Origin of the sequence: Aeromonas oralensis, from assembly GCF_049665575.1 — a bacterium.
In the GTDB taxonomy this organism is placed as follows: domain Bacteria; phylum Pseudomonadota; class Gammaproteobacteria; order Enterobacterales; family Aeromonadaceae; genus Aeromonas; species Aeromonas hydrophila.
Map to the genome: position 1 here is coordinate 1,889,366 of NZ_CP187186.1, position 24,103 is coordinate 1,913,468.

Sequence of the window (24,103 nt, forward strand, 5' to 3'; positions counted from 1 at the left end):
TGAGTAACCTGCGCCAGCCCTTTATAACTAGTAACATAGCCCATAGCAGACGGGCGCCGATTAGCAAGTAACCAATCTAGTCTAACTTTTGAGCGAGTCAAGGAGTTGTTAACAACTGATGTGATCTGGTTAACAAGTCTATTGACAATCTTGTGTTAGGCGGTAGTAATCTAGAGGTACCAAAGCGCGATTATGAGCAAGCAGAAAGAACTCTTTGCTAATGAAGAGATTGCAGAAGCAGAGAAAACCAAGCTGCAACCGCCACCCATGTACAAGGTCGTCCTGAACAACGACGACTACACACCGATGGAGTTCGTGGTGGAGGTGCTGCAAAAGTTCTTTGGTATGGATTTGGACAAGGCCACTCAGGTGATGCTGAGCGTGCATTATAGTGGTAAGGGAGTCTGTGGCATGTTCACCGCCGAGATTGCCGAAACCAAAGTGGTCCAGGTCAACACCTATGCACGTAACAACGAACATCCACTGCTGTGTACCATGGAAAAGGCTTGAATCTGATGACTTGATGGCGATGACGACACCACATTGTTGCTGTACTAGGGGAGGTGCCTATGTTGAATAAAGATCTAGAAAAGACGCTGAACGAGGCTTTCAAACTGGCCCGTGACGAGCGCCACGAATTCATGACTGTCGAGCACCTGTTGTTAGCCCTGCTGGATAACAGCTCAGCCCATGAGGCACTGAGTTCTTGTGGTGCTGACGTGGAGCTGATGCGCAAAGAGATCAGCGCATTCATCAGTCAAACAACCCCGCTTATTCCCCGTGACGATGAAGATCGTGAAACCCAGCCCACACTGGGCTTCCAGCGGGTGCTGCAACGCGCCGTGTTCCATGTCCAATCATCGGGCAATACGGAAGTCAGTGGTGCCAACGTGCTGGTTGCCATTTTCAGCGAGCAGGAGTCCCAGGCCGCTTACTTTCTGAAAAAGGCCGAGATCAGCCGATTGGACGTGGTCAACTTCCTTTCCCATGGCGTGCGCAAAGACAGCAAGCCGGACAACAGCAGCAACAATGCCGAGTCCGACGATGATGTGTCTGCCGCCCAGATAGAAAGCTTTGCCACCAACCTCAATCAGCTGGTGCTGGAAGGGCGTATCGATCCGCTCATCGGGCGGGATCAGGAGCTCAACCGTACCATCCAGGTGCTCTGCCGCCGTCGCAAAAACAACCCCTTGCTGGTCGGTGAGGCCGGGGTAGGCAAGACGGCCATCGCCGAAGGGCTGGCCTATCGTATCGTCAAGGGCGATGTGCCCGAGGTGATTGCGGGCAGCACCATTTATTCTCTGGACATGGGATCGCTGCTGGCGGGGACCAAGTATCGCGGCGATTTCGAGAAGCGCCTCAAGGTGCTGCTCAAGCAGATCGAGCGCCAGGAAGGGGCGATCCTGTTCATCGACGAGATCCACACCATCATAGGGGCTGGTGCTGCCTCTGGTGGTCAGCTGGATGCGGCCAACCTCATCAAGCCGCTGCTCTCCAATGGCTTGCTGCGTTGTGTCGGCTCCACCACCTATCAGGAATACTCCCAGATCTTTGAGAAGGACCGTGCTCTGGCGCGTCGCTTCCAGAAGATCGATATCGTCGAGCCCAGTGTGGATGACACCACCCGCATCCTGATGGGTCTCAAGAGTCGCTATGAGGCTCACCACGGGGTGCGCTACACCGTCAAGGCCATCCGCGCCGCGGTGGAGCTCTCTGCCAAGTACATCAATGATCGCCATTTGCCTGACAAAGCGATCGACGTGATCGACGAAGCCGGTGCCGGGCAACGGCTGCTGCCGGCGAGCAAGCGCAAGAAAGTGATCAATGTGCAGGAGATCGAAGCCATTGTGGCCAAGATTGCCCGCATCCCGGAGAAATCAGTCTCGTCTTCCGACAAGGAAGTGCTGAAAAATCTGGAGCGCAATCTCAAGATGGTGGTATTTGGTCAGGACAAGGCCATCGAGGTGCTGACTGATTCCATTCGCTTGTCACGTTCGGGCCTTGGCAATGAGCGTCGCCCGGTGGGTTGCTTCCTGTTTGCCGGCCCGACCGGGGTGGGCAAGACCGAGGTCACTCAGCAGTTGGGCAAGGCGCTCGGCGTCGAGGTGCTGCGCTTTGACATGTCGGAGTACATGGAACGCCACACTGTCTCCCGCCTGATCGGGGCACCTCCCGGTTATGTGGGCTTTGAGCAGGGAGGCCTGCTGACCGACTCGGTACTCAAGCACCCGCACTCAGTGGTATTGCTGGACGAGATCGAAAAAGCGCACCCGGATGTATTCAACCTGCTGCTGCAGGTGATGGACAACGGCACCCTGACCGACAACAACGGACGCAAGGCGGATTTTCGCAACGTGATTCTGGTGATGACCACTAACGCCGGCGTGCAGGAGACCCAGCGCAAATCCATCGGCTTCCAGCAGCAGGATATGAGCCACGATGCCATGGCGGTGATCAACAAGACGTTCAGCCCGGAGTTTCGCAACCGGCTCGATCACACCATCTGGTTCAACCATCTGGATATGCAGGTGATACATCAGGTGGTCGACAAGTTCATCGTCGAGTTGCAGGTACAACTGGATGCCAAGGGCGTGTCTCTTGAAGTGTCCGAGGGTGTCCGCCACTGGTTGGCCGAGAAGGGATATGACAGGGCCATGGGAGCGAGACCCATGGGGCGGGTCATCCAGGAACACCTCAAGAAACCCCTTGCCAATGAGATCCTGTTCGGATCCTTGGTCGATGGGGGGTAGTGAAGGTTGAGTTGATAAATGACAGCCTCAGCTTTGACTATCAGGTCAATGTTGAAGCTGTTTCCCACTAAGCTTAACGCTGTTGGAAAACCACAAAAAACCCCAACCGGAAGGTTGGGGTTTTTTGCTGAATTCCTGGCTTAGCGAGAGCGGAAAACAATACGTCCCTTGGAGAGATCGTACGGAGTCAGAGCTACCGTTACTTTGTCCCCAGTCAGGATACGGATGTAGTTTTTGCGCATCTTGCCGGAAATATGAGCGATAACCACGTGACCATTCTCCAGTTCCACACGGAACATGGTATTGGGCAGGGTTTCGAGAATAGTGCCCTGCATCTCAATACTGTCTTCTTTAGCCATTGAATCCTCTTGATAAGCCACAACAAAAAATCCGCTGGATCATGCCGGATTTAAGGCTATGTGTAAAGTTTACTCGGGCTTGCTGTCGATATTTTTCCATTCCCCCTGTATCAACCGTTCATGGGGCAGATACTGGCGCTTGTAATTCATCTTGCGGCACTCCTCCACCAGATAGCCCAGATATAGCCAGTTCCGACCGGTTCTTCTGGCCAGTTCCAACTGACTCAGAATGGCGAAGGTACCGAGGGAACGATCCGCATGGGCCGGGTCAAAAAAGGTGTACATGGCGCTGAGGGAATGGGGCAGCAGATCCGTGGTTGCGACCCCGATGAGCCGGTTATCCTTGCGCATTTCCAGATAGAGGGGCGGCATCCAGTCACAGTGCAGGAAGCCCTTGTACTGGGTGCGGCTGGGGGGATACATGCTGCCGTCATGATGGCGTTCGCGAATGTAGCGCTCATAGAGCTGATAGTACTCGGGCTTGTCGTCGTAGCTGAGCACCAGCTCGATATCCTGATTGAGCAGGCGGATCCGCTTCTGGCTGCGGCTCGGCACGAAGCGCTCGCTGTGGATGCGCAGGGACTGGCAGGCATTGCAGGCCGGGCAGTGGGGACGATAGATGTCGTTGCCGCTGCGCCGAAAGCCGGCCGTCAGCAGGCGTTCGTAGCCGCTGGCATTGAGCAGGCTGTGATCCATCAACACCAGCAATTGCTCCTGCTCATGACCCAGATAGCTGCATTGGTGCTTCGGGGTCAGCCCTACCTTGAGGATCACTTCTTCGGTCATAACAGAATGCTCCCCGTTTGCCAGCAATTGGCCGCCAGCGGTTGTCGGCTCAGTTGCGCCAGCGTCGTCAAAAATTGGCGTCTCGGCCACTCTTCTATTCCCAGGGTGGCCAAAAAATCGTTCTGCATCTGGCAATCGATCAAGGCGCCATCATGGCGGGCGAAGTGTCGGCAGAGGGCTACCATGGCCAGTTTGGCGCCGTTGTCGATACGGCTGAACATCGACTCGCCGCAGAATACCCGGCCGAGGGAGAGGCCATAGAGGCCAGCTTGCAACTGGCCCTCCTGCCAGATCTCGATGGAGTGGGCATGGCCAAGGCGGTGCAATTGTCGATAGGCGTCGATCATGGGTGTGCTAATCCAGGTTCCACTGGCACTGCGACGGGGCGCGGCGCAGGCCGTTATAACCTCATTAAAGGCGCGATCGATGGAAATATCGAATGAGGTACCACGGATAAATTTGCGCAGGGTGCGACCGATATGCAGCTGTTCCGGCCGGATGACGCCTCGGGGATCCGGTGACCACCACAGCAGCGGCTGGTGGGGTTCATTCCACGGGAAGATCCCCTTGTGGTAAGCTGCCAGCAGGCGGGCAGGGGAGAGATCTCCGCCGATCGCCAGCAGGCCGTTGGGTTCCTCCAGGGCATGCTCGGGGTCGGGAAACCAGCACAGCTCATCATCCAATTGGGTAAGATAGCGAGACATAAGGTAACGAGGTTCACAGATGAAGGCCATTATCCTGATAGTATCCAGCTTGTTTTGCTTTGTCACTGCGCCCGCCTGGGCGCAGGTCTACGAGCGCAATACGGCAAGACCCGTGAATCAGGTGGTGTTTGGCCAGGTCGAGACGGTGCGCAACATCACCCAGCGCCAAATTCTGGAGTCAGAACACTCCGGCTGGAAAACTCTGGGGGGCGCCGTCCTGGGGGGCTGCTTGGCAACCAGTTTGGTGGCGGTCATGGCCGTGAAATCGCTACTGCGGTCGGTGCATTGGCGGGGGCGGCGCGGCGCAGCAGTATCAATCGGGTGGCACCGTGGTGGAGAACAAGCTGGTGGAGCTGCTTATTCGCAACGAGCAAAACGGGCTGGTCAACGTCATTCAGGACTACGATCCGGCCATGGTGTTCATGAACGGCGACAAGGTGCGCATCCTCTATTTCGACGATGGCGTGCGGGTCGACAAGACCTATTGAAGCTGGCGCTGGCTCAGACGGTCATCAAGGGGGGAGAAGTGACCCGACACGCTGCCGGCTGGGCAAGCGGTCGGGCGGGTACTACACGGAGAACATCTGGCCAGGTAACGTCAGGCCGATGAGTCCTGCGACACTATCTTGTCACGGCCGGTGTTCTTTGCCTGATAGAGCAGGCGATCTGCCTCGCTCAGTGCCTCGTCCATGGAACCGCGCCCGACCTTGATCACCCCGAAACTGGCGCGAACAAACAGCGGCGTCTCCCTGGACAGCGGCTGCTGGCGCATCTGCTGGCGCAGCCCCTCCAGCCGTTTGAGCAGCACCGGCACGGTGCAGTGGGGCACCATCAGGGCAAACTCCTCGCCACCAAAACGGGCGATCATGGCATCGGGGAAGAACTGGGTGAGCAGCCGGGTGAGGTGGCAGAGCAGCTGATCGCCGATGGCATGACCCCAGTGATCGTTGACCTGCTTGAAGTGATCCACATCGAGTACGCACAGCGCAAGGGGCGTCTCCTGACGCTGGTGCTCCTCGAACCATTTCTGTCCTTCATTGAACCAGTAGCGCCGGTTGTAGAGCCCGGTCAGGTAGTCGCGATTGGCCGACTCCTGGATGCTGTTGAACTGCTCCAGCGCTTCCAGGTTGTGGCTGACCCGGCATTGCAGCTCTTCCGGTTCGAACGGCTGGTTGAGGAAGTCGTTGGCGCCCTGCTTGAGGTAGCGGGCGGAGAGGCCGCGCTTGTCCGACACCGAGATGCCGATGATGGCGAGTTGCTGCTTGCTGTAACGCTCGCGCAGCATGCGCACCAGGCTGATCCCGTCAATTTCTGGCATGTAGTAGTCGACCAGTACCAGCCGAATGGTCGGGTTCTGTTCGAGCTGGGTCAGGGCCTCGCGGGCGTGGCTCGCCTCATGCACCTGCAGCAGCTGCTTGCGCAACTGGGCCATGGTGCGGTGGCGGGAGGTGCGTGAATCATCGACCACCAGGACTTCGATGCGCTGGTTGAGGTAGAGGCGATGAACCAGGCTGACGGCGTATTGCAGGGAGTGGCGTGAATCCTTCATCACATAGTCCAGTACCCCTGCCTCCAGCCAGGCTGCGCGCTTCTCCTCGCTGATATCGGCAGTGAGGATCACCACCGGCAAGCCTCGCTCCAGCAACACCTTGACCGCTTCTCCGCTGGGGGCATCCGGCAGGGTCAGATCCACGAGAGCCACCACGTACTCTTCTCCCCGACAGTGGCGGGCCCCCTCCAGGGTATCGAATGCATCGATCTCCAGCCCGGTTTGCTGGGCAATGGCCTGGATCAGCATCCGTCGAATGGTCAGACTGTCCTCGACTATCAATATTTTCTGTTTCATCCGGCTCCTTAAAGTAAAAAGGCATGCCTCGCGGCATGCCTTTTATATCCCTTGTGCTTATTGCGCGTCCAGATAGCGCTCGGCATCGAGGGCGGCCATACAGCCGGTGCCGGCCGAGGTGATGGCCTGGCGGTAGGTGTGGTCGGCCACGTCACCGGCGGCAAAGACCCCTTCGATACTGGTCTGGGTGGCGAAGCCGTCGAGGCCGCCACGCACCTTCAGATAGCCGTTCTGCATATCCAGCTGGTCGGCGAAGATCTGGGTGTTGGGCTGGTGACCGATGGCGATGAAGACGCCCATCAGTGGCAGGTCGGTGGTGGTGTCGTTCTGGGTGTTGCGCAGACGCACGCCGGTCACCCCCATGTCGTCGCCCAGCACTTCGTCCAGAGTCTGGTGGGTGTGCAGCACGATATTGCCGCTGGCCACCTTGTCGTGCAGACGCTTGATCAGGATCTTCTCGGCACGGAACTCGTCGCGACGGTGAATGAGGTGCACCTTCTTGGCTATGTTGGCCAGATAGAGCGCCTCTTCCACGGCGGTGTTGCCACCGCCGACTACGGCCACTTCCTGATTGCGATAGAAGAAGCCATCACAGGTGGCACAGGCGGAGACGCCGCGGCCCTTGAAGGCCTCTTCGGAAGGCAGGCCCAGATACTTGGCGGAGGCGCCGGTGGCGATGATCAGCGCATCACAGGTGTATTCACCGTTGTCGCCCTTGAGGCGGAACGGACGCTGGGTCAGCTGCACTTCATTGATGTGATCGAACAGGATGCGGGTGTCGAATTTCTCCGCATGCTCTTTCATGCGCTCCATCAGGGCCGGACCGGTCAGACCCTCGGGGTCACCGGGCCAGTTCTCCACTTCGGTGGTGGTAGTCAGCTGACCGCCTTGCTGCATGCCGGTGATGAGCAGCGGATTGAGGTTGGCACGGGCGGCATAGACGGCGGCAGTGTAACCCGCCGGGCCTGACCCCAGGATCAGCAGTTTGCTATGAGTGACTTGGCTCATGATGTGATTTCCGAGACGTGATGAGTTTGCGCGATTGTAGGTAATTCGTGATAAGGGGTCAAAGGCCAGTGAGTCGATTGCATCAATCGGTTGGCGGGGTGGCAGGGGGGTAAGAAAGTGCTGAAAACCTGCTCTGTCTCGGAAGGCTCCTCAACCAGGCCCAGGGCTCCTTGATAAGGAGCACAACGGCTCTCTCACCATGATGATGTGAGAGGTGGCGCTTGGTATCCGTTGGCGCTTCCCGAACGTGGTGCGCATTTCTATCGATAAGGTGGGGAAGGGCGCTTGCAGTCGCGTTTGCCAGCGGGTGTTGCCCGCCAGGCTGATCCTGTCCGCTGGTGTGGCGGCGATATAGGCGCGATTGACAAGTTTTGGCGCAGTGGCCCTCGCTGCCGGTGCTTTGTAATGCAGTGCATCAGGCCAAGCCTGCCCCATGAGGGTGGGGTGCACACATGATCAGGCCGCGTACTGACAGGAGGTGGTACCTCGCTGGGGTGGCCGCTCCCCGATGGGCACATTCATGATGGCGACCTCCCGTTATCCTGCAGGGCGAATGTCAAATCATTGCCGGGCTGCCGCGACGAAGACGCAGGGGGGAGTCGTTATGTTTTGAGTCTGATGGATACGCCGGGCGCGGTGAAAATTGCTGCAACGCAGGACAAAATAGCGACAGTGGCAGCGCGATAATCTGCACCACCTGAATCAATGCCGCTTCCTGCGCCGCTTTGGGCGAAAACAGTATGGTTTCGTGCTGTCAGTTCACGTACACTGGCCACAGCCATGCCTACGCGGTATTCATGGTTTTTTATTTCTTTAGGTACACCGATAATCATGCTATCCCTCGACTATCGATTGGTGGTTTATGTTGCAAGCTAGTTTGGCAACATTTGCACCTTGTATATTCAGGTATTGACAGGATTTGTGACCATAATTATAAAATGACTGGTGATTCTTACCAAAAAATAGCCAAAGGATGGAATAAATGATGGAAGCTAAGAGTCGGCTAAAGGATTTGGACAGGATTGACCGCAACATTCTGAATGAGCTGCAAAAGGATGGCAGAATTTCGAACGTTGAGTTGTCCAAACGAGTTGGCCTGAGTCCTACACCGTGTCTGGAACGGGTTCGTCGCCTCGAGCGACAAGGGTATATCGAAGGGTATGCCGCCATTCTGAACCCTCATTATCTGGACGCGTCTCTGCTGGTATTCGTGGAAATTACCCTCAATCGCGGTGCCCCCGATGTGTTTGAACAGTTCAACAAGGCTGTTCAGGTGCTCGAGGAGATCCAGGAGTGCCATCTGGTCTCCGGCGATTTCGACTATCTGCTCAAGACCCGAGTCAGCGACATGTCGGCCTATCGCCGTCTGCTGGGGGAAACCCTGCTGCGTCTGCCCGGTGTCAACGACACTCGCACCTATGTGGTGATGGAAGAGGTCAAACAGAGCAGTCGTCTGGTGATCAGCACCCGTTGAGTCGGGTTATGCTGTGGCTTGCCAGCCTTGCGACAAGTCACGACATTCAGAAACGAGCGGCCGGTCCGCTCGTTTCTTCTTATCGAGTCGGTTGTGAATATGGCCGCCACGCCAGGCACTGGCTGACAACCGGTGGGCTTTTCAGGGATACTAGGCCCCCTTATCCCCCTGCATTACATGTTTTCAGAAAGGAGCCGGAGTTTGGCCGATAAAAAGCTGTTTACTCCTTTATCAGGTACACAACGGATCTTCGAAGCCGTCTTGATCGCCATCACCCTGATGGCTGCCTATCTCTTGCTTGCCCTGTTGTCCTACCACCCCGCCGATCCCGGTTGGTCCCAGACCTCCTGGCAAGGGGAGGTGAAAAACCTCGCCGGCAGCGCGGGGGCCTGGCTCGCCGACATCACCATGTTTACCTTCGGGGCGTTTTCCTATCTGGTTCCTCCCCTGGTCGTGCTGCTGGGCTGGAGCCTGTTCTGGCGTCCAAGCCGGCTGCTTGATGTGGACTACCTCACCCTGTCGGTGCGCATCGTCGGCTTCGTGCTGACCGTGCTCGGCATGTCCGCCATCGCCAGCATGAACTTCAACGATCTGCAGAATTTTTCCGCCGGCGGTCTGGTGGGGGACGTCATATCCTCCGCCGTGGTGCCGCTGTTTGGCGGGGTTGGTGCCAACCTGATGCTGCTCTGTTTCGTGGCCACCGGCATCACCCTGTTCACCGGCTGGTCCTGGCTGACCATCGTCGAGCGGATCGGCGCCGCCTGCACCGGTTCGGTCAGCGCCGTTTACCATTTTCCCACCACCCTCGGCCGCTGGTTGACCGGTGGCTGGCGCCAGCCGCGCGTTGAGGGACCGGATCCCTTGCTGGAAGGGGGCGTGGGGGCCATAGAGCTCGATGACGAGGAAGATGAGCCGCACTCCAGCTGGACCCGTCGCCCCAAGGAGAAGGCCGCAGCCAAGAGCCAGAAGGCCAAGTCCGATGAGTGGCTGCCCGAGCTTGATGAGGATACCTTCCAGTTCGACCCGCAGTTTGACGATGAAGATGACGAGCCGGCCCCCGTGGCCAAGGCCAAGCGAGCAGCCACCAACGGCGCTCGTCGTCAGCCAGCCCTGGTCACGGCCGATGACGAAGACGATGATCTGGACCTGCCCTGGGCGGAAGGGGATGAGGAAGCGCCAGCACCGGCGGCTCCCACGCCCGGCAAGCCCAAGCGCCGCCTGCAACCTGGGCTGCCCCCTTGCCCAGCATCGAGCTGCTGGACCGTCCGCCCGCCAAGACCCAGATGATGAGCAAGGACGAGCTGGAGCGCATGGGCCGACTGGTGGAGGCGAAACTGGCCGACTACAACGTGCAGGCCAAGGTGGTGGGTGTCTATCCGGGCCCCGTCATCACCCGTTTCGAACTGGATCTGGCGCCTGGCATGAAGGCGAGCAAGATCACCAACCTCTCCCGCGATCTGGCCCGCTCTCTGTCGGCCAGCAGCGTGCGGGTGGTGGAAGTGATCCCGGGCAAGACGTTCGTCGGGATCGAGCTGCCCAACCGGGTGCGTCAGACCGTCTACTTGCGCGAGACCCTCGACTGCGACGCCTTCCGCGACAGCCGCAACCCGCTCACCATGGGGCTGGGTCAGGACATCGCCGGCGAACCCGTGGTGGTGAACCTCGCCAAGATGCCCCACCTGCTGGTGGCCGGTACCACCGGCTCCGGTAAATCGGTGGGGGTGAACACCATGATCATCTCCATGCTCTACAAGTCGACGCCGGACGATCTGCGCTTCATCATGATCGACCCCAAGATGCTGGAGCTGTCGGTCTACGAGGGGATCCCCCATCTGCTGACCGAGGTGGTGACCGACATGAAGGACGCCGCCAACGCCCTGCGCTGGTGCGTGGGCGAGATGGAGCGTCGCTACAAGTTGATGTCGGCGGTCGGGGTGCGCAACCTCAAGGGCTACAACGACAAGGTGCTGGCGGCCATCGAGGAAGGGGAACCCCTGCTGGATCCGCTGTGGCGTCCAGGCGACTCCATGGATCAGATGCCGCCTGAGCTGGAAAAACTGCCCCACATCGTGGTGGTGGTGGACGAGTTTGCCGACATGATGATGATCGTCGGCAAGAAGGTGGAGGAGCTGATCGCCCGTATCGCCCAGAAGGCGCGGGCGGCCGGTATTCACCTGATCCTCGCGACCCAGCGTCCGTCGGTGGATGTCATTACCGGTCTCATCAAGGCCAACATCCCGACCCGTATCTCGTTCCAGGTGTCGAGCAAGATCGACTCCCGTACCATCATCGATCAGGGCGGCGCCGAATCCCTGCTCGGCATGGGCGACATGCTCTACATGCCGGCCGGTACCTCCAACCCGACCCGGGTGCACGGCGCCTTTGTCGACGACCACGAGGTGCACAAGGTGGTGGCGGACTGGAAACTGCGCGGCGAGCCGAACTACATCGAGGAGATCCTCTCCGGTGAATCCGGCGGCGAGGGCGGCAGCGGCGAATATGGCGGTGGTGACGACGAAGAGCTCGACCCCCTGTTCGACGAGGCGGTGGCCTTCGTGGTGGAATCGCGCCGCGGCTCGACCTCCAGCGTGCAACGCAAGTTCAAGATTGGTTACAACCGGGCGGCCCGTCTCATCGAGCAGATGGAAAACCAGGGCATCGTCAGCGCCCCGGGCGGCAATGGTCAGCGCGATGTGCTGGCTCCGCCACCGGTACGTGACTAAGCCTCACCCCTCTATCATCCTGGCCATGCCCCCTGCGGGCGTGGCCTTTTATCGAGATAGCCGTTATGAAAAGCATGATGAAAAAACAACTGTTGATGGGCACTGTGCTGCTGGTTGCCAGTAGCCAGGTGTGGGCCGACGCGGCCAGCGATCTCAAGCAGAAGCTGGCGGGGGTGAGCCTCTTCTCCGCCAAGTTTGCCCAGACCGTCTATGACAGCAAGGGCAAGGAGCTGCAGCGCGCCGGTGGCGATCTGCTGGTGCAGCGCCCCAATCGCTTCAACTGGCACACCACCTCGCCGGACGAAAGCCTGATCGTGGCCGATGGCAAGGATGTCTGGGTCTATGATCCCTTCGTCGAGCAGGTGACCGCTCTCAAGATGAAGGATGCCGTGCTCAACACCCCCTTCGTGCTGATCGCTGGCAACGACAACAGCCTCTGGAAGAACTATGACGTGACCCAGGAAGGGGATGTCTATACCGTCACCAGTCGCAATCAGGACGAGCTGATCGCCTCATTCCGCATCACCTTCGACAGGCAGAACAACATCAGCCGCTTCGACGTGAAAGAGGCCCAGGGCCAGTGGAGCGAGTTCACCCTGAGCAACTTCAACCGCAAGCCGGTGCTCAAGGGCAACGAATTTGTCTTCAAAATCCCGAAGGGGGTCGCGCTGGACGATCAGCGCTGATGAGCAGACGGTCGCTGGATTTCTGGTCGGTCCGTCGGTCAATGTCAACGGACATGACGCTGGGGGTCAATACCGATGAGTAACCTCTTGTTGGATGTCTCGTCGGGCCGTTTTTCCATGGCGGTATGCGTGATACTGAACGGTCAAAACAGATGAGCAACTTGTCGCTGGATTTTTCGTCGGACTTTCGTCCGCTGGCGGCCCGGATGCGGCCGCAAACCCTCGAGCAGTACATAGGTCAGCAACATATCCTGGGGCCTGACAAGCCCCTGCGCAAAGCGATCCTGGCCGGCCACTGTCACTCCATGATCCTGTGGGGGCCTCCCGGCACCGGCAAGACCACGCTGGCCGAACTGATGGCGCACTACTGCCAGGCCGAGGTCGAGCGGCTCTCGGCGGTCACCTCTGGCATCAAGGAGATCCGCGCCGCCATCGACAAGGCCAAGGAGAACAGCTGGCGCGGGGTGCGCACCATCCTGTTCGTGGACGAGGTACACCGTTTCAACAAGAGCCAGCAGGATGTGTTCCTGCCTCACATCGAAGACGGCACCATCACCTTTATCGGCGCCACCACCGAAAACCCCTCGTTTGAACTCAACAACGCGCTGCTCTCCCGGGCCCGGGTCTATCTGCTCAAGCGATTGGAGGAGGAGGACATCCTTACCCTCATCGATCAGGCGATGCAGGATGCTCGCGGGCTCAATCATCCGGCGCTGACCTTCGCCCCCGGGGTGAAGGAGGCGCTGGCCAAGGCGGTGGATGGGGATGGGCGCAAGTCCCTCAACTACCTGGAGCTGCTGGCCGACATGGCCGAGCCCGACGGCAGCGGCCACAAGCTTATCGACAGCACCCTGCTGGCCGCCGTGGCGGGGGAGCACGTGGCACGCTTCGACAAGGGGGGTGATCACTTCTACGACCTCATCTCGGCGGTGCACAAATCCATTCGCGGCTCGGCGCCGGATGCGGCGCTCTACTGGTATGCCCGCATGGTGAGCGCCGGTTGCGATCCGCTCTATATTGCGCGCCGGCTGCTGGCGATTGCCTCCGAGGACGTGGGCAACGCCGATCCCCGTGCCATGCAGGTGGCGCTCTCGGCCTGGGACTGCTTCCACCGCATCGGACCGGCGGAAGGGGAGCGGGCCATCGCCCAGGCGATCGTCTATCTCGCCTGCGCGCCCAAGAGCAATGCGGTCTACACCGCCTGGAAGGCGGCGCTTCACGACGCCAAGAATCTGCCGGACTTCGAGGTGCCGCCGCACCTGCGCAACGCACCGACCAAGCTGATGAGCGAGCTGGGCTATGGTGCCGAGTACCGTTACGCTCACGACGAGCCCGGTGCCTATGCCGCCGGCGAGCAGTACTTCCCGCCCGAGCTGGCCGGCAAGCAGTACTATCAGCCCACCGAGCGCGGTCTTGAAAAGCAGATAGCCCAGAAGCTCGACTATCTGCATGAGCTGGATCGGCAGAGCCCGCGGCAACGGGACAAATAGTGGTGCGATGGCGGCTGGTAGCGAGGCTCTCCCGGGTCTGTCTTGCCTGGTTGCGTGTTATTTGGTCAGCCGATTTGATCCAGGTCGTCATCCCCCGGAAAACAGGGCAAAACGGGCGCAATAGTCCCTGTTCGGGCGGGGGGGCGGTCTGATACACTGGCCCTCTGACCCCGCTTGTCTTGGCCTGGTGCCATCTTCTTGATTTCGAAGGCCTGCTCACCATAGGCCCGATTCTGAAAGACGACAGGGGGGCGCCAACCGATGTTAACTTCCGGATCTGTTTTCCAGCCCGTCATGATGACTCAGGCCCAGATCCCATTTTAAAAAAGTAGGTAAACCATGCTGGATCCCAAATATCTGCGCAGCGATATCGCCGAAGCTGCCGCTCGTCTGGCGACACGTGGCTACGTTCTGGACGTAGCGGCTGTCAATGCTCTGGAAGAGAAACGCAAGGATCTGCAGTCCCGTACCCAGGAGCTGCAGGCCGAGCGCAACGCCCGCTCCAAATCCATCGGTGAGGCTGCCCGTCGCGGCGAAGATGTTGCCCCGCTCAAGGCCGAGGTCACCAAGATCAACGAAGAGCTCGAGACCAGCAAGGTCGAGCTGGATGCCCTGCTGGCCGAGCTGAAGGTCATCGCAGACGCCATCCCCAACCTGCCGAGCGACACCACCCCGGTTGGCCGTGACGAGAACGACAACGTGGAAGTGCGCCGCTGGGGCACCCCGCGCGAGTTCAGCTTCCCGGTACGCGATCACATCGATCTGGGTGAAGCGGCCAAGGGCGTTGACTTCAAGAACGGCGTCAAGCTCTCCGGCTCCCGCTTCGTGGTGATGAAGGGCCAGATTGCCCGTCTGCACCGTGCCCTGGCCCAGTTCATGCTGGACCTGCACACCCTGCAGCACGGTTACACCGAGTGCTACGTGCCCTATCTGGTCAACCCGGACAGCCTGTACGGCACCGGCCAGTTGCCCAAGTTCTCCCAGGACCTGTTCAATACCGGCATCGACGGCGAAGGGGAAGAAGAGGGCAAGGTACGCAAGTTCTCCCTGATCCCGACCTCGGAAGTACCGCTCACCAACATGGCCCGCGACGAGATCTTCGACGAGCAGGAACTGCCCATCAAGATGACTGCCCATAGCCCCTGCTTCCGTTCCGAAGCCGGTTCCTACGGCCGTGATACCCGTGGTCTCATCCGCATGCACCAGTTTGACAAGGTCGAGATGGTACAGCTGGTTCACCCGGAGAAATCCTGGGAAGCGCTGGAAGAGATGGCGGGTCACGCCGAGAAGGTGCTGCAGTTGCTGGAGCTGCCGTATCGCGTGATGGCACTCTGTACCGGTGACATGGGCTTCTGCGCCGCCAAGACCTACGATCTGGAAGTGTGGCTGCCGGCCCAGAACACCTACCGCGAGATCTCCTCCGTCTCCAACTGCACCGACTTCCAGGCGCGCCGCATGCAGGCTCGCGTGCGCATCGATGGCAAGCCGCAGCTGCTGCACACCCTGAATGGCTCCGGCCTGGCGGTGGGTCGCACCCTGGTGGCGGTGATCGAGAACTACCAGCAGGAAGACGGCCGCATCGCCATTCCGGCGGCGCTGCAATCTTACATGGGCGGCCTGACCCACATCGGGTAAGCGCTCATTGCAGACGACAACGCCATGGCATGCCATGGCGTTGTGCATTCTGGCGTCGGTCAACCGTTTCAATGGGCCGTGAATGCGCTGGTTCGCCGCCTATTTGGACCGTTTACACATTTTTATCAAGCATTGCGCAATCGTTTTTGTTAGACTGCGCCGCAATTTCGCAGGACATCTTTTTCTATGGTCTGGATTGATTACGCCATCATCGGCATCGTCGGTTTCTCTGCTCTCATCAGCCTGGTGCGCGGCTTCGTCAAGGAGGCCATGTCCCTTGTCACCTGGTTCGTCGCCTTCTTCATCGCCAGCCATTTCTATTCGGATCTCGCCATCTACTTCACCTCGTTCAGCGACCCGCTGGTACGCAACGGCCTGGCCATCGCCGCCCTGTTCGTGGCGACCCTGATCCTCGGCAGCGTGGTGAACTACGTGGTGGGGCTGCTGGTGGACAAGACGGGGCTGTCCGGGACCGATCGGGTGCTTGGCATCTGTTTTGGCGCTATTCGCGGGGTACTGATCGTCAGTGCCCTGCTTTTTTTCATGGATACCTTCACCAACCTCTCCCAGAGCGACTGGTGGACGGCGTCCAAGCTGGTGCCTGAATTCAAGCCGGTCATCCAGTGGTTTTTCGGGTTCATGTTGAACTCATCGAGTTTTCTTAAACAGGTATAGTGACTTCGAGGTAGCAAAGACATGTGTGGTATTGTCGGTATAGTTGGCACCACCCCCGTCAATCAGGCCCTCTACGACGCCTTGACGGTGTTGCAGCACAGGGGACAGGATGCCGCCGGGATCGTGACCATTGACAGTGGAAACTTCCGGCAACGCAAGGCCAACGGCCTGGTGAAGGACGTGTTTGAAGTGCGTCACATGCAGCGCTTGAAAGGGCATATCGGCATAGGACATGTCAGATATCCCACCGCAGGCAGTTCCAGTGCCGCTGAAGCCCAACCTTTTTACGTGAACTCCCCCTACGGCATGGTGCTGGCCCACAACGGCAACCTCACCAACGCCAAGGAGCTTAAGGAGCAGCAGTTCAAGGTGGCCCGTCGCCACATCAACACCACCTCGGATTCCGAGGTGCTGCTGAACGTGCTGGCGCACGAGCTGGATCTCTGCGACAAGATGGCGCTGCGCCCGGAAGACATCTTCTCGGCAGTGCGCAAGGCGCACCAGCAGATCCGCGGTGCCTATGCCGTGGTCTCCCTGGTGATCGGCCACGGTCTCATCGGGTTCCGTGATCCCAACGGCATTCGCCCGCTGATCCTGGGTCGCCGGGTCGACGAGCAGGGGCAGGTGGAGTACATGCTCGCCTCCGAGAGCGTGGCACTTGACGCCATCGGTTTCGAGACGGTGCGCGACGTCGCGCCGGGGGAGGCCATCTACATCACCGAGCAGGGCCAGCTCTTCTCCGAGCAGTGTGCGGAGAACCCGCAGATGAGCTCCTGCATCTTCGAATACGTCTACTTCGCTCGCCCTGATTCGTGCATCGACAAGGTGTCTGTCTATGCTGCCCGCCTCAACATGGGCCGCAAGCTGGGCCAGAAGATTGCCCGCGAGTGGGAAGATCTCGACGTGGACGTGGTCATTCCCATCCCCGAGACCTCCTGCGACGTGGCGCTGGAGATCGCCCACACCCTGGACCTGCCGTACCGTCAGGGCTTCGTGAAGAACCGATACATCGGCCGTACCTTCATCATGCCGGGCCAGACCCAGCGCAAGAAGTCGGTGCGCCGCAAGCTCAATGCCATCAGCTCCGAGTTCAAGGGCAAGAAGGTGTTGCTGGTTGACGACAGCATAGTGCGCGGCACCACTTCCGAGCAGATCATCCAGATGGCCCGTGAGGCGGGGGCAGCCAAGGTCTACTTCGCCTCGGCGGCGCCGGAAATTCGCTTCCCCAACGTCTACGGCATCGACATGCCCACCGCCAACGAGCTGATCGCCCACGGCCGGGAAGTGGAAGAGGTGTGCAAGCTGATTGGCGCCGACGGCCTTATTTTCCAGGATCTGGAAGATCTGGAAGCAGCGGTGCGGGAGATCAACCCCGAGCTGCGCCACTTCGAGACCTCGGTGTTCAACGGCCACTACGTCACCTCCGACGTGGATCAATCCTATCTTGACCACCTCAACGCCATGCGCAGCGATGACAACAAGGCGGTGCGCGAGTGGCAGGAAGGCACCAGCAATCTGGAAATTTTTAACGAAGGTAGTTAAACGTTTTCCACGCTGGCGTGTTGCAACGAGATGGGGGCCCTGGCCCCCATTGTTGTTTTCGATCGCCGAAAGGGCCCGCATCTGCTTGAAAAAGCAGCGTTTGTGCCCGCAGCTATGGGCAGTAGCGGCGGGATCCGCTAGCATGGGCCGCCGCCGTATCAACCCGAACAGACGAGAATTCAGATGGATGACCTGCTAGCCCCTGTGCGCCAGTTTTTGCACTGCGAGACCCCGGGTGCGTGGATCGAGATGGCGCGGGATCCCGCCTGGTTGCCGACCCTGCTCATTGATCACGCCAACTGCGAGAACAAGGCCGCGCTCACCGCCCACAGCCTGGTGCGCCGCTACTGCCTGCCCAAGGGCAAGCGTCATCTGTTGCCCAAGCTGGAGTTCTATCGGGAGCTGGATGCGATCCCGGAGAAGGCCGAGATCCTGGGCAAGCGCAGCATGGGGGAGTCTGAACGCTCGGTTTTTGCCGAGCTGGAGCGCAATCCGCTGCTGTTTCCCATGGTGCGGCTGATCCAGGAGGAGCTGCACCACTTCGAGCAGGTGCTGGAGATCATGCAGGCCCGCGATATTCCCTACGGCCCGGTGACCGCCTCTCGCTATGCCCGCAACCTGATGCAGCATGTGCGCACCCACGAGCCCGCCACCATCGTCGACAAACTGATCATCGGCGCCTATATCGAGGCGCGCTCCTGCGAGCGGTTTGCCAAGCTGGCGCCCCATCTGGACGAGGAGCTGGGCCGTTTCTATGTCTCCTTGCTGCGCTCCGAGGCGCGCCACTACCAGGACTATCTGGCACTGGCCGAGCAATATGCGGGGGAGGACATCAGTGAACGGGTGGCCTTCTTCGGCCAGGTGGAGGCGGAGCTGATCCGTTCGCCGGATCCGCAGTTCCGGTTCCATAGCGGTCTTCCTGTCAGATCTGACAGTTGTTGACGGGCAGGGCGCTGCCTACCATTGCAGCGTTCCTACTACGAGCGACGCATTCATTTTTGAGCGCAATTCCCGGCCCCTGAGCCGGGATTTTTTTGTCTCTTTTTCAGGCGTGAAAGTAGCGGGCAAGGGCCGGCGGCGAGCCGCCGGGCACGGATCAGCGGCGGTATTCGTTGTTGTAGTTCTGGATGAGACGACGGGTCACCTCGTGCTGGGGATCGGCGAACACCTTGAGAGTCTTGCCGCGCTCCACTACCCGCCCTTCGTGCATCACCAGCACCTCGTCGCTGATGTGGCTCACCACCCCCAGATCGTTGGCCACCAGCACATAGCTCAGCCCCATGGTCTCCTGCATCTCCAGTAGCAGGTTGATGATCTGGGAGCGCACCGAGATATCCAGGGTAGAGAGCGCCTCGTCGGCCACCACGATCTTGGGGTTGAGGATCAGTGCCCGTGCCAGCGCCACCCGCTGCTGCTGACCGGCGGAGAGCATCTGCGGATAGAAGAGGGCGTGGTCCGCCAGCATGCCCACCATGCGCAGGGTCTGCACCACCTTGTCGCGGCGCTCCTCCTCGGTCATCTCGGTGTTGAGGCGCAGCGGCGTCTCCAGGATCTGGCCGACCCGGATCTTGCGGTTGAGGGAGGAGTTGGGGTCCTGGAAGATCATCCGCAGCAGCTTGCAGCGGGTCTGATAGTCGCCGTGGATCATCGGCTGCCCCTCGATGGCGATCTCGCCCCCGCTCGGCTCTATCATGCCCGCCAGAATGCGGGCCAGGGTGCTCTTGCCGGAGCCGGCCTCGCCGACGATGGCCAGGGTCTGGCCCACCTCGAGATCAAAGGAGAGCGGCTTGATGGCTTCCACCGCCCGGCGTCGAAACAGGCCGGTGCGGTTCTGATAGGTCTTGCACAGGCCCCTGACCTGCAACAGGGAGGGTTCGATCACTGTCCTGGCTCCTTGGTGAGAGGGCATGCTGCCACGCTCTGATACGGGATTGAATTCACTTTTTGGGTTCTTCCATGTTCAACGGGAAGTGGCAGCTGAACTGGTGCCCCTTGATCTTGCTCATCAGCGGGGTCTGCACGCACTGCTTCTGGGCGTAGGGGCAGCGGGGGCCAAGCCGGCAACCGATGGGCAGGTGCTGCAGCGGCGGAATGACGCCGGGCAGGGTTTCGAGCCGCGACTTGTGGCGCACCAGCTTGTCAAAGTCGGGGATCGACTTGAGCAGCGCATCGGTATAGGGGTGGTGCGGCGTCTCCAGGATCTGCTCCCGGGTGCCCACCTCCACCATCTGGCCGCAATACATCACGTTGATGGTGTCGGTCAGGTTGGCGATGGCGGCGATGTCGTTGCTGATGATGAGGATGGTGGTGTTGCCCAGCTTGTTCATCTTGTCCAGCAGCCGCAGGATCTGCGAATGAGTGGTGGACTCCATGGCACTGGTGGGCTCGTCCGCCACCAGCAGGCGCGGCTGGTTGGCGATGGCCATGGCGATCATCACCTTCTGGCACATGCCGTCCGACAGTTCGTGGGGGTAGGCCCGCATCACCTTGCGGTGATCCTTGACGCCGACCCGGTGCAGCAAGGCGATGGCCTTCTTCTTGCGCCACTGGAAGCGCTGCCAGAACTGCCCCTCGAAGGAGTTGGTCGGGATCGCCTCTTCCAGCTGGGTGCCGATCTCCTCGGAGGGGTCGAGACAGCTGATGGGGTCCTGGAAGATCATGGCGATCTCGCGGCCCATGATGCGGCGCCGCTCGCGGGGCGCCATGGTCAGCAAATCCATGTCGTTGAAGCGCATCCGGTCGGCGCGCACCGTCCAGTTGTCCTTCTGGATGCCGACGATTACCTTGGCCACCAGGCTCTTGCCGGAGCCGGATTCGCCCACCAGGCCGCGGATCTCCCCCTCGGCCAGGGTCAGGCTCACCTTGTCCACCGCCTTGACCTTGCCCTGCGGGGTGTCGATCTCGATGGTGAGATTGCGTATGTCGAGCAGAGGCATTAGTCGTTCCCCTCTTTGAGTGCTTCGCGAATGCCTTCACCTACTAGATTGGTGACCAGCACACTGAACAGGATGGCCATGCCCGGCAGGGTCACGGTCCAGGGGGCGAGATAGATGAGATCGCTCGAGTCGGCCAGCATGGCGCCCCATTCCGGTTGCGGTGACTGGGCGCCGAGGCCGAGAAAGCCCACCGCCGAGATGTCGAGGATGGCTGCCGACAGGGTGCGGGTGGTCTGGGCCACCAGGGTCTCGACGATGTTCGGCAAAATGGCCAGCCGCATGATGCGCAAGGGGGGCGAGCCATCGAGCCGGCTGGCGATGATGTACTCCTTTTGCATCTCGGTGTGGACCGCGTTGTAGGTGGCCCGGATGAAGGGAGGGATCAGCGCCAGGGTGATGGCGATCAGGGTGTTGAACAGACCCGGCCCCAGGATGGCGACCATGATGATGGCCAGCAGCAGGGAGGGGATGGAGAGCAGGGTATCGAGCAGGTGGTGTAACACGCTCGACTTGAGCCCCTTGCTCATGCCGCCGAGGATGCCGATGGCGGTGCCGACCACCATGGCGATCACCACTACCAGCAGGGCGTTGCCAAAGGTGAGCCGGGCGCCGACCACCAGCCGGGAGAGGATGTCGCGGCCCAGATCGTCGGTACCGAGGAAATAATCAATGTTGCCGCTGTTGGCCCAGGAGGGTGCCAGCAGCAAACGGGCGCTGTGCTGTTCGTCGATGCCGTAGGGCACCACCAGGGGGCCGAACAGGGTGATGAGCAGCAGGATCACGAAGCACCAGAGCCCTGCCATCGCCAGCGGATTACGGCGATAGGAGGCCCAGGTCTGCTCCAGCGGCGAGAGGATCTTGAGCTCGGGGTAGAGGCTAGTCTTGTCTTGCATAGGATTCCTGGCTCCGGGTCATGCCATGAGCACGTTCAGTCTTGTTTTGCATAGAGTTCTTTGCGCCGCGCCGGGTAGATGATGGTGGTGAGCAGCTCGGTGCTGACGCTGATGAAGATGACGAAGCTGGCCACCACCAGGGTGGCACCGCGGATGGCGGCGTAATCCTGCAGGGCGATGCTGTTGATGAGCCAGCGGCCGATACCGTGCCACTCGAACACCACCTCGGTGATCATGGCGGAGGTGAGCACGCTGCCCAGCTGCAGGCCCAGCAGCGGCAGCACCGGTGGCAGGGCGTTCTTGAGGCCGTGACGCCAGACGATCTGGCGACGGGAGAGGCCGCGGCTGGCCGCCGCCTTGATGTAGTTCTGCTTCATCACGTCGATGAGGGAGCTGCGCACGTGGCGGATCACCTCGGTGGTGGGCACCACCGCCAGCACCAGCGAGGGCAGGATCAGGTGGCGCAGAGCGTCGTGCAGGGCGGCCTGGCGCCAGGGCTCGTGGCTCATCAGCACGTCGATGAGGGCGATGCCGGTGATGGAGGGCACGTCATAGAGCAGGCTGATCTGGCCGGAGGCGGGCAGCCAGCCCAGATCCAGCGAGAAGAACATCACCACCAGCAGGGCTAGCCAGAACACCGGCACCGCGTAGCCGATGAGGCCGGCGGTCATGATGGTGAGATCGAGCGGTTTGCCCTGGGAGAGGGCCGCCAGGGTGCCGAGCGGAATGCCCACCAGCAGCGAGATGGCGAAGGCCGCCACGCAGAGGATCAGGGTGGCGGGAAAGTAGTGACGGATCTCGTCCAGCACTGGCAGGCCGGAGACGCTGGAGAGCCCCAGATCCCCGTCCAGAATGCGGCGCAGGAAGTCGGGGTAGCCGCTCCAGAAGCTGGCCTGCTGGCCGATGAGGCGCACGTCCAGCAGGTAGGCGACGAAGGTCAGCGCCAGCAGGGTGATGAGCAGCAGATTGATGCGACGCAGGATATAGAGAAACATGCTTACTCCCGATAGGCCTGGTTGAAGACGGTGCCGCCAAAGGGCATCAGGGAGAGCCCCTCGATGTCGCTGCGGCTGACCTGGGTGCGCAGGGCATGGGCCAGCGGAATGAGCGGCATCTGCTCGTTGAGCAGGGTCTGGGCGTAGTAGTAGTTGCGCAGCCTAAATGCCAGCTGGGGCGTGGTCACCGCGTCGTCCAGCAGCTGATCAAACGCCGGGCTGCACCAGCGGCTGTAGTTGTTGCCGCGCTCGACGGCGGCGCAGCTCAGCAGCTGGCGAAAGAAGTTGTCTGGGTCGGCATTGTCGGCAATCCAGCCGGAGAGCAGGCTGTCGTACTGGCCCTGGGCGAGGCGGGCCTCGATGACCGGCCACTCCTGCTGCACGATTTTGAGCTTGATGCCGACCTTGGCCAGATCGCTTCGCATCAGCTGGGCGGTTTTGAGGGCATCCGGGTTGTAGGCGCGCGAGCCCGGCTGCACCAGTACCTGCATCTCGAACCCCTGTTCGAGACCTGCCTCCTTGAGCAGCTGGCGCGCCCGCTTGAGATCCGGCTGGCGCATCGGCAGGGAGGGGTTGTAACCCCAGGAGAGCGGCGGCAGCAGGCTGTTGGCGGGCTGGCCCGTTTCGAAATAGACCGCCTGCAGCAGGTTGTCGATGTTGATGGCGCTGGCGATGGCCTGGCGCACCTGCACTTTGTTGAACGGCGCCTTGCGGGTATTGAGGGCGAGGAAGGCGACGTTCATGCCGGACTGCACCGCCAGGCTGAGGTCGGGATCCTTGTCGATCACCGACAGCTGGCTGGCGGAGGGGGTGCTCATCACGTCGCACTCGCCGGTCAGCAGCTTGGCCAGCCGCTTGGACGATTTGGGGGTGATGTCGTAGATGAGTTGCTCAATCTTGGCCTCGCCGCCCCAGTAACCGGGGTGGCGCAGGTAGCGCACGTATTCGTTGTGGCGATACTCCTTGAAGCTGAACGGCCCGGTGCCCACCGGGCGGCTGTCGATGAGCCCCGGGGTGCCGGCCTTTTGCAGCTGCCCGGCATACTCGGCGGAGAGCACGATGGCGTAGTCGCTGGCCAGGGTGGCGAGGAAGGAGGCATCGGGTCGGTTCAGCTCGAATACCACCTGATCCGTGCCCTTCTTGTAGACCCGCTTGATCAGCTGATCCAGCCCCAGGCTGTAGAAGTAGGGGTACTCGCCGCCGGAGACGTCGTGATAGGGGTGCTGTTTGTCGAGCAGCCGCTGCCAGGTGAACACCACGTCGTCAGCGTTGAGGGGGCGCGAGGGGTTGAACCAGGGCGTGTGGTGAAAGGTGACTCCCTTGCGCAGGGTCAGGGTATAGAAGAGGCCGTCTTCGCTGGCGGTCCAGCGGGTGGCGAGTCCTCCCTCCAGCGCCAGGGTGTTGGGGTTCACCTCCAGCAGACGGTCGTAGAGCGGGCGTGAGCTGGCGTCCAGGGTCACCCCGGAATTGGAGACCTGGGGATTGAAGGTCTGGGGGGAGCCTTCCGCACAATAGATGAGTCCCGTCCTGGACGCGTCGTCTTGTTTCTGACAACCGGTGAGCAGCACCAGCATTCCAAGCAGCAAGGGTTTGAGCATTCT

19 protein-coding genes and 3 pseudogenes are annotated in these 24,103 nt (G+C 60.4%); 11 read left to right on the forward strand and 11 right to left on the reverse strand.

Features of this window, described 5'->3' with window-relative positions:
• The first annotated feature begins 192 nt into the window (after positions 1–192).
• On the forward strand, positions 193–510 hold the full coding sequence (gene clpS / locus ACPDZI_RS09025; RefSeq protein WP_005337111.1) for an ATP-dependent Clp protease adapter ClpS: 318 nt from the start codon (positions 193–195) through the stop codon (positions 508–510).
• 59 nt (positions 511–569) lie between these two features.
• Positions 570–2,821, forward strand: a pseudogene (clpA, locus tag ACPDZI_RS09030) (ATP-dependent Clp protease ATP-binding subunit ClpA).
• A gap of 69 nt (positions 2,822–2,890) precedes the next feature.
• Here the strand turns inward: clpA and infA are convergent.
• The 3 genes from infA to aat all read right to left on the reverse strand — a co-directional run bounded on the left by infA (position 2,891) and on the right by aat (position 4,599).
• Complete coding sequence (gene infA / locus ACPDZI_RS09035; protein ID WP_005300033.1) at positions 2,891–3,109, reverse strand: translation initiation factor IF-1; 219 nt, start codon at positions 3,107–3,109, stop codon at positions 2,891–2,893.
• Positions 3,110–3,178: 69 nt separating this feature from the next.
• Positions 3,179–3,895 carry an arginyltransferase gene (locus ACPDZI_RS09040; RefSeq protein WP_438834381.1) on the reverse strand — a complete coding sequence of 239 codons (717 nt, stop codon included), beginning with the start codon at positions 3,893–3,895 and terminating at the stop codon, positions 3,179–3,181.
• The gene (aat, locus tag ACPDZI_RS09045; protein ID WP_187267411.1) at positions 3,892–4,599 is read right to left on the reverse strand and encodes a leucyl/phenylalanyl-tRNA--protein transferase; all 708 of its coding nucleotides are present in this window, start codon (positions 4,597–4,599) and stop codon (positions 3,892–3,894) included. Before aat ends, ACPDZI_RS09040 begins: the two co-directional genes overlap by 4 nt.
• A gap of 19 nt (positions 4,600–4,618) precedes the next feature.
• Between aat and ACPDZI_RS09050 the strand changes: the two are divergent.
• A pseudogene (locus tag ACPDZI_RS09050) lies at positions 4,619–5,087 on the forward strand (glycine zipper 2TM domain-containing protein).
• Positions 5,088–5,197: 110 nt separating this feature from the next.
• Here the strand turns inward: ACPDZI_RS09050 and ACPDZI_RS09055 are convergent.
• From ACPDZI_RS09055 to ACPDZI_RS09065, 3 genes are all read right to left on the reverse strand, one after another.
• Positions 5,198–6,445 (reverse strand): response regulator, encoded by a 1,248-nt coding sequence (locus ACPDZI_RS09055; protein WP_268029156.1) that lies wholly within the window; start codon positions 6,443–6,445, stop codon positions 5,198–5,200.
• Positions 6,446–6,502: 57 nt separating this feature from the next.
• On the reverse strand, positions 6,503–7,453 hold the full coding sequence (trxB, locus tag ACPDZI_RS09060) for a thioredoxin-disulfide reductase (RefSeq protein ID WP_017409663.1): 951 nt from the start codon (positions 7,451–7,453) through the stop codon (positions 6,503–6,505).
• Positions 7,454–8,055: 602 nt separating this feature from the next.
• A complete protein-coding gene (locus ACPDZI_RS09065) occupies positions 8,056–8,286 on the reverse strand; it encodes an alanine dehydrogenase (protein WP_438834382.1) in 231 nt (76 codons plus the stop codon).
• A 149-nt stretch (positions 8,287–8,435) separates the two neighbouring features.
• Between ACPDZI_RS09065 and lrp the strand changes: the two genes are divergently transcribed.
• The 8 genes and pseudogenes from lrp (at position 8,436) to miaE (ending at position 18,620) form a co-directional block, all read left to right on the forward strand.
• On the forward strand, positions 8,436–8,927 hold the full coding sequence (gene lrp, locus ACPDZI_RS09070; protein WP_005300047.1) for a leucine-responsive transcriptional regulator Lrp: 492 nt from the start codon (positions 8,436–8,438) through the stop codon (positions 8,925–8,927).
• Between the two features lie 201 nt (positions 8,928–9,128).
• A pseudogene (locus ACPDZI_RS09075) lies at positions 9,129–11,650 on the forward strand (DNA translocase FtsK 4TM domain-containing protein).
• Positions 11,651–11,727: 77 nt separating this feature from the next.
• A complete protein-coding gene (gene lolA / locus ACPDZI_RS09080) occupies positions 11,728–12,336 on the forward strand; it encodes an outer membrane lipoprotein chaperone LolA (protein ID WP_011705742.1) in 609 nt (202 codons plus the stop codon).
• A 152-nt stretch (positions 12,337–12,488) separates the two neighbouring features.
• Positions 12,489–13,826 (forward strand): replication-associated recombination protein A, encoded by a 1,338-nt coding sequence (locus tag ACPDZI_RS09085; RefSeq protein ID WP_438834383.1) that lies wholly within the window; start codon positions 12,489–12,491, stop codon positions 13,824–13,826.
• A gap of 339 nt (positions 13,827–14,165) precedes the next feature.
• Positions 14,166–15,461, forward strand: a complete 1,296-nt coding sequence (gene serS / locus ACPDZI_RS09090; RefSeq protein ID WP_016350460.1) for a serine--tRNA ligase — start codon at positions 14,166–14,168, stop codon at positions 15,459–15,461.
• A 186-nt stretch (positions 15,462–15,647) separates the two neighbouring features.
• Complete coding sequence (locus ACPDZI_RS09095; RefSeq protein ID WP_011705745.1) at positions 15,648–16,136, forward strand: CvpA family protein; 489 nt, start codon at positions 15,648–15,650, stop codon at positions 16,134–16,136.
• A 21-nt stretch (positions 16,137–16,157) separates the two neighbouring features.
• Entirely contained in the window at positions 16,158–17,678 is a 1,521-nt protein-coding gene (gene purF / locus ACPDZI_RS09100; RefSeq protein WP_438834384.1) for an amidophosphoribosyltransferase, read from the forward strand.
• Between the two features lie 183 nt (positions 17,679–17,861).
• A complete protein-coding gene (gene miaE / locus ACPDZI_RS09105; RefSeq protein WP_263676676.1) occupies positions 17,862–18,620 on the forward strand; it encodes a tRNA isopentenyl-2-thiomethyl-A-37 hydroxylase MiaE in 759 nt (252 codons plus the stop codon).
• 154 nt (positions 18,621–18,774) lie between these two features.
• Here the strand turns inward: miaE and ACPDZI_RS09110 are convergent, their stop codons facing one another.
• Genes ACPDZI_RS09110 through sapA form a run of 5 tightly spaced genes read right to left on the reverse strand, consistent with a single transcriptional unit; the run spans position 18,775 to position 24,100 of the window.
• Positions 18,775–19,560, reverse strand: coding sequence for a peptide ABC transporter ATP-binding protein (locus ACPDZI_RS09110; protein WP_011705748.1), 786 nt, complete (start codon positions 19,558–19,560; stop codon positions 18,775–18,777).
• Between the two features lie 55 nt (positions 19,561–19,615).
• Positions 19,616–20,614: a peptide ABC transporter ATP-binding protein gene (locus ACPDZI_RS09115; protein WP_438834385.1), complete on the reverse strand. Its 999-nt coding sequence runs from the start codon at positions 20,612–20,614 to the stop codon at positions 19,616–19,618.
• Positions 20,614–21,507, reverse strand: a complete 894-nt coding sequence (locus ACPDZI_RS09120) for an ABC transporter permease subunit (protein ID WP_101149247.1) — start codon at positions 21,505–21,507, stop codon at positions 20,614–20,616. The genes ACPDZI_RS09115 and ACPDZI_RS09120 overlap by 1 nt, the downstream gene beginning before the upstream one ends.
• A 35-nt stretch (positions 21,508–21,542) precedes the next feature.
• Entirely contained in the window at positions 21,543–22,502 is a 960-nt protein-coding gene (locus ACPDZI_RS09125; protein ID WP_011705751.1) for an ABC transporter permease, read from the reverse strand.
• 2 nt (positions 22,503–22,504) lie between these two features.
• Positions 22,505–24,100 (reverse strand): ABC transporter substrate-binding protein SapA, encoded by a 1,596-nt coding sequence (gene sapA / locus ACPDZI_RS09130; RefSeq protein ID WP_187267918.1) that lies wholly within the window; start codon positions 24,098–24,100, stop codon positions 22,505–22,507.
• Positions 24,101–24,103 lie beyond the last annotated feature (3 nt).

Bases quoted from the DNA above. Each gene is read 5' to 3' on its own strand.
- clpS (WP_005337111.1), top strand. From the start codon at position 193: ATGAGCAAGCAGAAAGAACTCTTTGCTAATGAAGAGATTGCAGAAGCA.
- infA (WP_005300033.1), bottom strand. From the start codon at position 3,109: ATGGCTAAAGAAGACAGTATTGAGATGCAGGGCACTATTCTCGAAACC.
- ACPDZI_RS09040 (WP_438834381.1), bottom strand. From the start codon at position 3,895: ATGACCGAAGAAGTGATCCTCAAGGTAGGGCTGACCCCGAAGCACCAA.
- aat (WP_187267411.1), bottom strand. From the start codon at position 4,599: ATGTCTCGCTATCTTACCCAATTGGATGATGAGCTGTGCTGGTTTCCC.
- ACPDZI_RS09055 (WP_268029156.1), bottom strand. From the start codon at position 6,445: ATGAAACAGAAAATATTGATAGTCGAGGACAGTCTGACCATTCGACGG.
- trxB (WP_017409663.1), bottom strand. From the start codon at position 7,453: ATGAGCCAAGTCACTCATAGCAAACTGCTGATCCTGGGGTCAGGCCCG.
- ACPDZI_RS09065 (WP_438834382.1), bottom strand. From the start codon at position 8,286: ATGATTATCGGTGTACCTAAAGAAATAAAAAACCATGAATACCGCGTA.
- lrp (WP_005300047.1), top strand. From the start codon at position 8,436: ATGATGGAAGCTAAGAGTCGGCTAAAGGATTTGGACAGGATTGACCGC.
- lolA (WP_011705742.1), top strand. From the start codon at position 11,728: ATGAAAAAACAACTGTTGATGGGCACTGTGCTGCTGGTTGCCAGTAGC.
- ACPDZI_RS09085 (WP_438834383.1), top strand. From the start codon at position 12,489: ATGAGCAACTTGTCGCTGGATTTTTCGTCGGACTTTCGTCCGCTGGCG.
- serS (WP_016350460.1), top strand. From the start codon at position 14,166: ATGCTGGATCCCAAATATCTGCGCAGCGATATCGCCGAAGCTGCCGCT.
- ACPDZI_RS09095 (WP_011705745.1), top strand. From the start codon at position 15,648: ATGGTCTGGATTGATTACGCCATCATCGGCATCGTCGGTTTCTCTGCT.
- purF (WP_438834384.1), top strand. From the start codon at position 16,158: ATGTGTGGTATTGTCGGTATAGTTGGCACCACCCCCGTCAATCAGGCC.
- miaE (WP_263676676.1), top strand. From the start codon at position 17,862: ATGGATGACCTGCTAGCCCCTGTGCGCCAGTTTTTGCACTGCGAGACC.
- ACPDZI_RS09115 (WP_438834385.1), bottom strand. From the start codon at position 20,614: ATGCCTCTGCTCGACATACGCAATCTCACCATCGAGATCGACACCCCG.
- ACPDZI_RS09120 (WP_101149247.1), bottom strand. From the start codon at position 21,507: ATGCAAGACAAGACTAGCCTCTACCCCGAGCTCAAGATCCTCTCGCCG.
- ACPDZI_RS09125 (WP_011705751.1), bottom strand. From the start codon at position 22,502: ATGTTTCTCTATATCCTGCGTCGCATCAATCTGCTGCTCATCACCCTG.
- sapA (WP_187267918.1), bottom strand. From the start codon at position 24,100: ATGCTCAAACCCTTGCTGCTTGGAATGCTGGTGCTGCTCACCGGTTGT.